Below are 9,759 nucleotides of genomic sequence, written 5' to 3'. Positions count from 1 at the left end.
TCCCCGCGCCCCTGAAAAGCAGGGGCTGCGCCCCGTGCTTTTCAGGCCCGCAGGGCCTGGGCTTTCAGGGGCGCGGGGAACTGCGCGAGAAGCCCCACCGGGCCCGCACCCGAATCTCAGCCCACCAACCGCAACCGGACCCCCGCCACTCCCACCCGCACCGTCTGCCCCCACGTCAGCTCCAGCGCGTCCCCCTCCATCCCGTCCCCGAAGACGATGAGCCGGTCCGACTCGACGGTGAGACACAGCCGGGCGGCCGCCGCCAACTGTCCCGCGACCAGCGACGTCCCGGTGGCGGGCGAGGGCCATGCCTCGCGCACGAACCACAGGAGCCGGTCCTCACCGGGCCCGGGCAGCGCCAGCTCACTCGCCCGTTCCTGCCACACCGACCGGATCCATCCGCTCGCCCCGGTCCCCGTCCCGACGAGCACCCCGGACGAGGCCTGGGGTTCGACGGCACCCCTGTCGCCGTCGAACCCCAGGCGGTACCGGGCGGTCTGGTGCCCCGCCGCGCCGAGGTAGATCTCGTTGAGCGCCACCAGCCGCTGCGTGTCGTCGGCGACGGCCTCCACCATGGTCAGCTCGTCCGACCCCACGCCGTGCTGCGAGGAGGTGAGCAGCTTGCCCGCCTGGTCGGGCCGGTGACGCACCAGCACCCCCGGATTGCGCCGGGGGTCGGGGTTGATTCCCACCACCGGCTGTCCCGCGAGGTACTTGGCGACATTGGCCACCAGCCCGTCCTGCCCGACCACGACCACGACGTCCTCGGGGGCGAACAGGAACCGGTCCAGGTCGCCGCGCTCGACCCGCGCCGAACGCCAGGTCAGCGGCACCGAGGCCGTGACCTCCGCCAGCGCCCCGCGCTCGCGGCGGTGCCGCTCGGCCACGTCCTCGATGTCCCGCCCCCGGGACCGCAGGAAGAAGGCGGCCTGGCCGTGCGTCCCGTGCCGGGCCACCAACTCCTCGTACTCGGTGGTGCGATGGACCAGCACCACCCGCGGGGCGAGGCTCACGCCGTGTCCCCGCCGCCGCCCGCCCCGCCGAGCCGGGAAAGCAGCCCGGTCAGCACGTCCGGCGAGACGGTCACGCTCTCGATGCGCGGCAGGTTCTCCGCGAGCCGTGTCGCCGTCAGCGCGTGCAGCGTCGCCGCGTCCACCTCGGCGTGCACCCGCAGCCAGGCCGCCTGTGCCTCGGCCCGCGCCTCGCCGACAGCCCGCGCGGCCCGAGCCTCCGCCGCGGAGAGCCTGACCTGCCGCTGCGCCTCGGCCTCGGCCAGCTTCACACTCCGCGCGGCCTCCGCCTCCGCGAGCTTCACCGTCCGCTCGGCCTCCGCCTCGGTCAGCCGTACCGTCCGGGCCGCCTCCGCGCCCGCCTTCACCGCGTCCGCCGAGGCCCTCTCCTGCGCCTCCCGCCGTGCGTTGGTCCCCCGCTGCTCGACCAGCTGCTCCTCGCGCCGGGCGAGTTCGATCTGGCTGGCCAGCTCGTTCTCGGCGATGGCCCGTTCCCGCTCGACGGCCACCGCCCGCCGCTCGTAGGTCGCCCGGTCCGCCTCCTGCTGGATCTGTTCCCGGGCGGGCGTGCGCAGCGCCCGCTCCACCTCGGGTTCGGGCCGCAGCGCCACCACGCGTACGGCCACGATCTCGATCCCGGTGGCGGGGAGCCGGGGCTCGGCCGCCAGCCCGCTCGCCACCCGCTCCCGGACCGCCGCGACGCCGTCGACCAGGGCCGACGCCAGCGTCGTACGGGCCAGGACGTCCAGCGCGTGCTGCTGGGCCGTCTCCGTCAGCAGCGTCGACAGCTGTTCCAGGGGAGCGCCGCGCCAGACGCCGGTGTCGGGGTCGATGGAGAAGTCGAGGCGGACGGCGGCGATCGCCGGGTCGCTGACCCGGTAGGTGACCGTCGCCTGCACCGCCACGTCCTGGAAGTCGGACGTACGGGCGTGGAAGGTCATCGCCAGCTCCCGGTCGTCCACCGGTATCTCGGAGAGCGCGGCGCTCAGCGACCGGTACCAGAAGCTCAGCCCCGGGCCGTCGTGCACGAGCCGCCCGGAGCGGTGGTGGCGGATGTGCGCGGTGGGCGCGCCGCGCAGATGCCGCCAGCCGAGCCGTCTGGTGATGTCGGCCATGGATGATCCCCCTCGTGATGACTGATCGACCCTGCTTAGTGTCACTCAGACGATAATGGGGCGGTCTCTTATCGTCAAGGGGACGAGATGGAAGGATTCCGATTCGGCCGAGCGGCGGGTGAACACGCGCCCGAATGGTCAGGATGAGGACATGGGATTCCACGTCGACTCCGAGGCCGGGCGGCTGCGCCGCGTCATCCTGCACCGGCCGGATCTAGAGCTCAAAAGGCTCACCCCCAGCAACAAGGACGCGCTGCTCTTCGACGACCTGCTCTGGGTGCGCCGGGCGCGCGCCGAGCACGACGGGTTCGCCGACGTGCTGCGTGACCGGGGGGTCGCCGTCCACCTCTTCGGCGACCTCCTCACCGATGCCCTGCGGATCCCGAGCGCCCGGGAGCTGGTCCTCGACCGGGTCTTCGACGAGAAGGAGTACGGCCCGCTCGCCACGGACCACCTCAGGGCCGCCTTCGAGTCGCTTCCCCTGACGGAACTGGTCGAGGCGCTGATCGGCGGCATGACCAAGCGCGAGTTCCTCGACGCGCACATGGAGCCGGCCTCCGTCCGCTTCCACGTCATGGAGCTGGACGAGTTCCTCCTCGACCCCCTGCCCAACCACCTCTTCACCCGCGACACCTCCGCCTGGATCTACGACGGGGTCTCCATCAACGCCATGCGCTGGCCCGCCCGCCGGCGCGAGACCGTCCACTTCGAGGCGATCTACCGCCACCATCCCCTCTTCCGCGACGAGACGTTCCACGTCTGGTCGGAGGGCCAGGCCGACTACCCGTCGACCATCGAGGGTGGTGACGTCCTCGTGATCGGCAACGGCGCCGTCCTCATCGGCATGAGCGAGCGCACCACCCCCCAGGCCGTGGAGATGCTCGCCCACAAGCTGTTCGCCGCCGGTTCCGCGCAGACCATCGTGGCCCTCGACATGCCGAAACGCCGCGCCTTCATGCATCTGGACACCGTCATGACCATGGTCGACGGCGACACCTTCACCCAGTACGCCGGACTCGGCATGCTCCGCTCGTACACCATCGAACCCGGCGTCGGCGAGAAGGAGCTCAAGGTCACCGACCATCCGCCGGAGCACATGCACCGCGCGATCGCCGCGGCCCTCGGCCTCGACTCCATCCGGGTGCTGACCGCCACGCAGGACGTCCACGCGGCCGAACGGGAGCAGTGGGACGACGGCTGCAACGTCCTCGCCGTCGAGCCCGGCGTCGTCGTCGCCTACGAACGCAACGCCACCACCAACACGCATCTGCGCAAGCAGGGCATCGAGGTGATCGAGATCCCCGGGAGCGAGCTGGGGCGGGGGAGGGGCGGGCCGCGCTGTATGAGCTGCCCGGTGGAGAGATCGGCCGTATAGGCGGGCGGCCGGGCGACACTGCGGACGGTCGGCCGGCCGTCCGGGCCTGCGCCCGTATAGAAATGTGGAACATCGTATAGACTTCCAGTCTTCTCATGCTGACCCTGTCCCGTCGACCCAGGAGCGCCCCATGGCGACCGTTCCCCACGCCCTCGCCGGGCGCCACTTCCTCAAGGAGCTGGACTTCACCGCGGAGGAGTTCCGCGGGCTGATCGGGCTGGCCGTGGAGCTCAAGGCGGCCAAGAAGGCCGGGACGGAGACCCAGCACCTGCGGGGCCGCAACATCGCGCTCGTCTTCGAGAAGACCTCGACACGCACCCGCTGCGCGTTCGAGGTCGCCGCGGCCGACCAGGGGGCCCGGACCGTGTACCTCGACCCCTCCGGCTCCCAGATGGGCCACAAGGAGTCCGTACGGGACACCGCGCGGGTGCTCGGCCGGATGTTCGACGCGATCGAGTACCGCGGGGACAGCCAGGCGAACGTCGAGGAGCTGGCCGCGTACGCCGGCGTCCCGGTCTACAACGGCCTCACCGACGACTGGCACCCCACCCAGATGCTGGCCGACGTGATGACCATGACCGAGCACTGCGCCAAGCCGCTCGACGAGACGGTCTTCGCCTACCTCGGCGACGCTCGCTTCAACATGGGCAACTCGTACCTGGTCACCGGGGCCCTGCTCGGCATGGACGTCCGGATCGTCGCCCCGCAGGACTACTGGCCGGCCGAGGAGATCGTCGTCCACGCGCGCAAGCTCGCGGAGATCAGCGGGGCGCGGATCACGCTCACCGAGCACGTCCACGAGGGAGTCGAGGGCGCCGACTTCGTCGCCACCGACGTCTGGGTCTCCATGGGCGAGCCCAAGGAGGTCTGGGACGAGCGCATCGGCGCGCTGTCCTCGTACGCCGTCACCATGGACGTCCTGCGGGCCACCGGCAACGCGAACGTCAAGTTCCTGCACTGCCTGCCGGCCTTCCACGACCTCGGCACGAAGGTCGGGCGCGAGATCCACGAGCTGCACGGGCTGGACTCGCTGGAGGTGACGGACGAGGTGTTCGAGTCGTCGCACTCGGTCGTCTTCGACGAGGCGGAGAACCGGCTGCACACGATCAAGGCGGTTCTGGTGGCGACGCTGGGCTGAGCCCCGCGCGGCCCCGCTACACGTGGCGGCGCTGGGGCGGCACCGTCGGCAGCCTGAACCACACCGCCTTGCCCGAGTCCGTCGGGCGGTGGCCGCACGCCGAGCTGAGGGCGCGGATGAGGAGCAGACCGCGGCCGTGCTCCTGCCAGGGGTCGGGGTCGAGATGGCCCGGAGCGGTCAGATCGCCCGGGGGCGCCGGGTCGGGGTCGTGGACCTCCACCTTGCAGCCGGTCGGAACCAGCTCCACCACCAGCTCTATGGGCCCGTCACCGGCCGCGTGCTCGATCGCGTTCGCGACCAGTTCCGCCGTGAGCAGCTCCGCCGTGTCGCAGTCCGCCCCGTGCTCCAGTTCGGTCAGCGCCGTACGCACCAGCGCACGGGCCACGGGCACGGCCGCGGCGGTGTGCGGCAGCGCGATGCGCCAGGAGGCGGGGGCGGAGGGTTCTTGCAAGGCGGCGGGTCCGTTCATGGAGCAGGTCATGGCTCGTCCTGCTTTCAACGTGATGAATGGTACGGCGCTGACCGGCAAAGCCGCTCGGCGGGCGCCGCGGGGGACCTTCGGCCCCGTTGCCGCCGGTCTACCCACGGCAACGCTCCGCCGCGCCCGGCCGATCCCGTCGTTACGGCCTTGTCGAACGCCCGTGACCGAGTCACGCCGGGCGTGCCCGCGAGGTGACGGGCGGGCCGTGGTCCTGCCCGCGCCCGGCAGCCCGGTGGGTCAGACCGTCCCGCCCGGCGCCCCGGGCTCCGGATGCCCGGGGCCCCTGCGCGGGTCCACCCCCGCGAACGCCGCCCCCGGGTCCCGCAACCGCGCGTGCAGTGCCCGGAACACGGCCGCCGCGCGCACCCCCGGCCAGTCCGCCGGAAGCAGCGCGGCGGGCAGCCCCGGGTCGACGTACGGAAGGTGCCGCCAGGAGTCCAGGGCCGTCAGATAGTCGCGGTACGCCTCCTGCGGCGGGGTGTCCTCGCGGCGGTCCCAGTCGCGCAGCACGGGCGCGTGCCGGTCGAGGAACGCCTCGTGCCGTTTGGCGATCCCGGACAGGTCCCACCATCGCGCCACGGCCTCGGCGGTCGCCGTGAAGCCCAGGTGCTCGCCCCGGAACAGGTCCACGTACGGGTCGAGCCGCAGCCGGGTCAGGGTGTGCCGGGTCTCCTCGTGCAGCCGGGCCGGCGCGATCCACACGCCCGGGGCGGCCGTGCCGAAGCCGAGTCCGGCCAGCCGGGAGCGCAGCACATGCCGTTTCTGCCGCTCCGACTCCGGCACCGAGAACACCGCCAGGACCCAGCCCTCGTCCTGCCCGGCCGCCGACGCGTGGATCCGCCGGTCGCTGTCGTCCAGGAGCCGCCGCGCCTCGTCCGACAGCGCGTACCCGGCCGCCCCCGTCGCCGTACGGGCCGGCAGCAGCAGGCCGCGCCGTTTCAGCCGGGACACCGAGGAGCGGACGGAGGGCGCGTCGACACCGATCGCCGCGAGCAGCCGGATCAGCTCGGAGACGGGCACGGGACCCGGCACCGAACGGCCGTAGGCGCCGTAGAAAGTGACGATGAGCGAACGAGGTGCGTGCTGTTCCGACACGTTGATCATTTTAGGTCGCGGTATCACCGCTGGTCACGCAGGGTGCGTCGTTCCGCCGCAGCCGTACGGGAGAACGTTTCAGGCGGCGGTCGCCAGGTTGCCGAAGACCGGGCGGTGCGGGGCGACCACGCTGCCGTCGGGCAGGAGTTCTCCGGTGTCGTCGAAGACGATCGCCCCGTTGCACAGCAGGTTCCAGCCCTGCTCGGGGTGGAAGGCGACGATGTGCGCGGCGTCGCGGTCCGTGCTGTCGATCGAGGGGCACAGGGGCTGGTGAGCACACATGGCGCACCTCCACGTCGTGGTGAGTGCCGGCGGCGAGCACCGCCTCGCACCCCAGACCATGCCCGCGCCGGGACCTCATGGCCACACGGTTCCGCGAGACGTGACAGCACCCGGACGTGCCGTGACAGGACGCGGACACAACGCCCCGGCGCGCGGGCCGCGGCCGGTAGTGAGGACGGCCGAACCGACGCGCCGACGCGGGGGTGACGATCACGGGCGCGCACCGGCCGGGCCGGTACCCCTGGAACCCCGTTCCAAGGAGGTATCCCCATGCCCTTGTCCCCGGCCTTCTCGCAGGTCCCGCGCGTGCTCGGCGCCGCCGCCGGTGCCGCGCTGCTGCTGCTCGGCGCCGCCCCGTCCGCCGGTGCCGCGTACGACTCGTCCGAGACGGTGACCATCGACCCCACCGGGTACGTCGCCCCGGACGGCACCCTCACCCTGTCCGGCACGTACCGCTGCCTCGGCAGCAGCGGTCCCGTGTTCGTCTCGTCCTCGCTCCAGCAGGGCGACAGCCGGGTCCGCAAGGGGGTCGGCGGGTCGTCGGCGGTCTGTGACGGCGCCGAGCACGCCTGGACCAACACGGACCGGGCCGAGCCGGGCCGCTATCTGCCGGGTCCCGCCCGGGTGGAGGCCACCGTCACCGAACTGTCGGGCGGCGGCCTGCCGCTGCCCAGGTTCCACGCGGTGCGGCAGCAGGACATCACCCTCGTCGAGGGCTGAGCCGGCGGCCGGGCGAGTCCCGGGCCCCGCGCCCGCGACCGCACAGAAAAAGGCGGCTCCGGCGGTGGGTGGTCCACCGGAGCCGCCTTTCCCCTGCCCGGGCCTGTCGCCCGGGCGGGCGCACGCGCTACTTGAGCAGATGCACGCGCTGTGTCGTCAGGTCGTAACGGGCGCCGACGACGGTCACCTTGCCGGCCTTCAGCCTGGCGGCGACGTCGGGGTCGGCCACGACCTTGGAGCGCACGAGCCGGACGTTCGCGTCGATCGTCGCCGCGACCCGGGCGTCGCCGGTCACGCTGTGGTCGATGGCCGGGGCGATCTCGTCGGCGATGTACTGGATGCCGCTGGGCAGCTCCTCACCGCTCTCGTCCACCGCGACGGCGGCCTTGACGGCCCCGCAGGACTGGTGGCCGAGCACCACGACCAGCGGGATGCTCAGTTCGAGGACGCCGTACTTGACGCTGCCGAGCACCGACTGGTCCAGCACCTCGCCCGCGCTGCGCACGGTCATCAGGTCGCCGAGGCCCTGGTCGAAGACCAGCTCCGGGGGGACGCGGGAGTCGATGCAGCCGAGAACGAGGGCGAACGGCTGCTGACCGGACGTCAGGGCCTTGCGCACGGTGGAACCCTCGTCGGGGTGCTTCTCGTGCAGGGTCCGCCAACGGCGGTTGCCCTTCGAGAGTTCCTTCAGTGCCTCGTCCGCCGTGCTCGGCCGCTTGGGGGTGGGGGGCGTGGAGTGCGAGCGGGTGGAGCGGGCGACGGGCTCGGCGTCCGCCGGGAAGGCGCCGACGGCGAGGCCGCCGCCGACGACGGCGGTGCCGGCCAGCGCGGCGCGCAGGAGTGAGCGTCGGCCGCGAGGCTTCGCGTGCGATATCGGGGCGTCCGCGATGGTGGCGGTCGCCTCGGCGGCATCGCCTCTGTGGGGTGCTGCGTCAGGGTTCACGGGCAGGAACGTATGTCCGGCCTAAACGCTCAGATGTTCAAGATGCCGAATCATGGACGAGCGTTGATCAATCATGGCTGACTCTTGAATGCTTCTTGGTCACTTCAGTGCCGGTTTTTGGACAGTCGGTCGCTCACTGTTCAATTCACGGGCGGGGAGCGCTTTCTGTCCCCGTGTCCGGCCGGCTGGTCGGCGCCCGTCGGTGGCGGGCCGTCACCACGTCCGGTGCGCGAAGACCACCAGGTTCTCCGTGTAGTCCATGACGCTGCGGTCGTAGTCGCCCGCACAGGTGATCAGCCGGACCTCCGGCCGGGACGCGTCGGCGTACACCCGTTTGTCGGGGAAGTCGTCCTTCTCGAACGTCTCGACGGCGTCGACCACGAAGGACACCCGCTCGTGATCGGCGCGTACGACGTGGAAGACGTCCCCCTTCTCCAGTTCGCCGAGCCCCGCGAAGACGGCCGGCGAGGTCTTCGTGTCGACGTGCCCCGCGATGATCGAGGTGCCCCTCTCCCCGGGGGCGGCGCCCTCGGCGTGCCAGCCCACGAGGTTCACGTCGTCGGCCGGCGGAGCCTCCAGCTGCCCGGAACGGCCGACGTACAGAGGGACGAACGGGGCGCTCACCCGGATCTTCGGGATGAGCAGCCGGACCGGCCGGGACCCGCTCTCCCGCTGCCGCCGCGCCGGCGGTTCGGCGGGGCGGTCCTGCCCGGCCGAGGAGGACGGGGCGGCCTGCGGGGCGTGCCGGGCGTTCGGCGGGCGGGAGGCGTCGGTCGGGGAGTCCTCACCGCCGAACAGGCTCACCGCCAGGATCATCAGGCCCACGGCGCACACCGCGGTCAGATTGACGCGGGCGCTGGGGCGGGTCGGCACCGGATCGGTGCCGGGGGGAGAAGGGCGGGCTGCCATCGGACACCACCTCACCAGGTACGGCAGCGGAACGGACGGACGGGCACAGGACGGTCGGGGGACACCCCGGAACGCCGGCCGGGCCGCCACACGACACACGGTGTGGCGGCCGCGGCCGCTATCGCGCCAGGTATCGCGCCCGGCATGGGCTCAGGCCACGCTTCCGGCGGTCTTCCTGCGCCGCAGGGCGTACATGCCCGTACCGGCCACCGCGAGGACGGCCATCCCGCCCGCGGTCACCGCGGGCGAGGCGAGCGCTCCGCCACCGGTGTGCATACCGCCGCGCGGCTTGTCGTGGTCGCCCTTCCAGGAGCCCTCCTGCTCGTCCTTCCAGGAGCCCTTGTCCTGCTCGTCCTTCCACGACTCGTTGCCGCTCTCGCCCTTCCAGGACTCCTTCTCCTGGCCGTCCTTCGTCGCCTCCTCCTTGTCGTAGCCCCCCGCGTCGGGCTTGGCGCCCCGCTCGGAGCCCCAGTCACCCTCGGTGTTCAGCGAGGTCAGCGCACCGCCACCCGTGTGAACCCCGCCGCGCGGGCCGTCGTGGCTGCTGTCCTTGTCGTGCTCCTTGCTGTAGCCATGGTCCTCGTGGTCCCACTTGTCACCGTCGGCGTAGGCGCCGGGTGCGGTGATGGCGAGGACGGCGGTGGCCGCCGCGGTAGCGAGAAGCATGCGAGCAGAACGCATCTGATGGTCC

The 9,759-nt window shown here is 72.3% G+C and carries 11 protein-coding genes; 3 read left to right on the top strand and 8 right to left on the bottom strand.

Features of this window, described 5'->3' with window-relative positions; all coding sequences use genetic code 11:
• Nucleotides 1-116 precede the first annotated feature (116 nt).
• Together ACWCRJ_RS41600 and ACWCRJ_RS41595 are read right to left on the bottom strand one after the other, a co-directional pair.
• A complete protein-coding gene (locus tag ACWCRJ_RS41600; RefSeq protein ID WP_450944181.1) occupies nt 117-1,013 on the bottom strand; it encodes a hypothetical protein in 897 nt (298 codons plus the stop codon).
• A complete protein-coding gene (locus ACWCRJ_RS41595) occupies nt 1,010-2,125 on the bottom strand; it encodes an SPFH domain-containing protein (RefSeq protein ID WP_450944180.1) in 1,116 nt (371 codons plus the stop codon). Before ACWCRJ_RS41595 ends, ACWCRJ_RS41600 begins: the two co-directional genes overlap by 4 nt.
• 151 nt (nt 2,126-2,276) lie before the next feature.
• Here ACWCRJ_RS41595 and ACWCRJ_RS41590 point away from each other — a divergent pair, with 151 nt between their 5' ends.
• Nucleotides 2,277-3,500 (top strand): arginine deiminase, encoded by a 1,224-nt coding sequence (locus ACWCRJ_RS41590; protein ID WP_450944179.1) that lies wholly within the window; start codon nt 2,277-2,279, stop codon nt 3,498-3,500.
• Nucleotides 3,501-3,630: 130 nt separating this feature from the next.
• Nucleotides 3,631-4,638: an ornithine carbamoyltransferase gene (gene argF, locus ACWCRJ_RS41585; protein WP_450944178.1), complete on the top strand. Its 1,008-nt coding sequence runs from the start codon at nt 3,631-3,633 to the stop codon at nt 4,636-4,638.
• Between the two features lie 16 nt (nt 4,639-4,654).
• Here argF and ACWCRJ_RS41580 read toward each other — a convergent pair whose 3' ends face one another.
• The 3 genes from ACWCRJ_RS41580 to ACWCRJ_RS41570 form a co-directional block, all read right to left on the bottom strand.
• Nucleotides 4,655-5,107: an ATP-binding protein gene (locus tag ACWCRJ_RS41580; protein WP_028796574.1), complete on the bottom strand. Its 453-nt coding sequence runs from the start codon at nt 5,105-5,107 to the stop codon at nt 4,655-4,657.
• Between the two features lie 249 nt (nt 5,108-5,356).
• A complete protein-coding gene (locus tag ACWCRJ_RS41575; protein WP_450944177.1) occupies nt 5,357-6,223 on the bottom strand; it encodes a PaaX family transcriptional regulator in 867 nt (288 codons plus the stop codon).
• A 69-nt stretch (nt 6,224-6,292) separates the two neighbouring features.
• Nucleotides 6,293-6,496 carry a DUF5999 family protein gene (locus ACWCRJ_RS41570; protein ID WP_450944176.1) on the bottom strand — a complete coding sequence of 68 codons (204 nt, stop codon included), beginning with the start codon at nt 6,494-6,496 and terminating at the stop codon, nt 6,293-6,295.
• 270 nt (nt 6,497-6,766) lie between these two features.
• Between ACWCRJ_RS41570 and ACWCRJ_RS41565 the strand changes: the two genes are divergently transcribed.
• Complete coding sequence (locus ACWCRJ_RS41565; protein ID WP_450944175.1) at nt 6,767-7,216, top strand: DUF6299 family protein; 450 nt, start codon at nt 6,767-6,769, stop codon at nt 7,214-7,216.
• Nucleotides 7,217-7,343: 127 nt separating this feature from the next.
• Here the strand turns inward: ACWCRJ_RS41565 and ACWCRJ_RS41560 are convergent, their stop codons facing one another.
• The 3 genes from ACWCRJ_RS41560 to ACWCRJ_RS41550 form a co-directional block, all read right to left on the bottom strand.
• Nucleotides 7,344-8,159, bottom strand: a complete 816-nt coding sequence (locus ACWCRJ_RS41560) for a carbonic anhydrase (RefSeq protein ID WP_450944174.1) — start codon at nt 8,157-8,159, stop codon at nt 7,344-7,346.
• 213 nt (nt 8,160-8,372) lie between these two features.
• Nucleotides 8,373-9,068, bottom strand: a complete 696-nt coding sequence (locus ACWCRJ_RS41555) for a class F sortase (protein WP_450944173.1) — start codon at nt 9,066-9,068, stop codon at nt 8,373-8,375.
• A 150-nt stretch (nt 9,069-9,218) separates the two neighbouring features.
• Nucleotides 9,219-9,734, bottom strand: coding sequence for a hypothetical protein (locus ACWCRJ_RS41550; RefSeq protein ID WP_450944172.1), 516 nt, complete (start codon nt 9,732-9,734; stop codon nt 9,219-9,221).
• Nucleotides 9,735-9,759 lie beyond the last annotated feature (25 nt).

The sequence above is a fragment of the Streptomyces sp. NPDC002324 genome, assembly GCF_053593335.1.
This window is presented reverse-complemented; position numbering and strand designations above follow the sequence as displayed.

Bases quoted from the DNA above. Each gene is read 5' to 3' on its own strand.
- ACWCRJ_RS41570 (WP_450944176.1), bottom strand. From the start codon at position 6,496: ATGTGTGCTCACCAGCCCCTGTGCCCCTCGATCGACAGCACGGACCGC.
- ACWCRJ_RS41590 (WP_450944179.1), top strand. From the start codon at position 2,277: ATGGGATTCCACGTCGACTCCGAGGCCGGGCGGCTGCGCCGCGTCATC.
- ACWCRJ_RS41575 (WP_450944177.1), bottom strand. From the start codon at position 6,223: ATGATCAACGTGTCGGAACAGCACGCACCTCGTTCGCTCATCGTCACT.
- ACWCRJ_RS41555 (WP_450944173.1), bottom strand. From the start codon at position 9,068: ATGGCAGCCCGCCCTTCTCCCCCCGGCACCGATCCGGTGCCGACCCGC.
- ACWCRJ_RS41595 (WP_450944180.1), bottom strand. From the start codon at position 2,125: ATGGCCGACATCACCAGACGGCTCGGCTGGCGGCATCTGCGCGGCGCG.
- argF (WP_450944178.1), top strand. From the start codon at position 3,631: ATGGCGACCGTTCCCCACGCCCTCGCCGGGCGCCACTTCCTCAAGGAG.
- ACWCRJ_RS41580 (WP_028796574.1), bottom strand. From the start codon at position 5,107: ATGAACGGACCCGCCGCCTTGCAAGAACCCTCCGCCCCCGCCTCCTGG.
- ACWCRJ_RS41550 (WP_450944172.1), bottom strand. From the start codon at position 9,734: ATGCTTCTCGCTACCGCGGCGGCCACCGCCGTCCTCGCCATCACCGCA.
- ACWCRJ_RS41565 (WP_450944175.1), top strand. From the start codon at position 6,767: ATGCCCTTGTCCCCGGCCTTCTCGCAGGTCCCGCGCGTGCTCGGCGCC.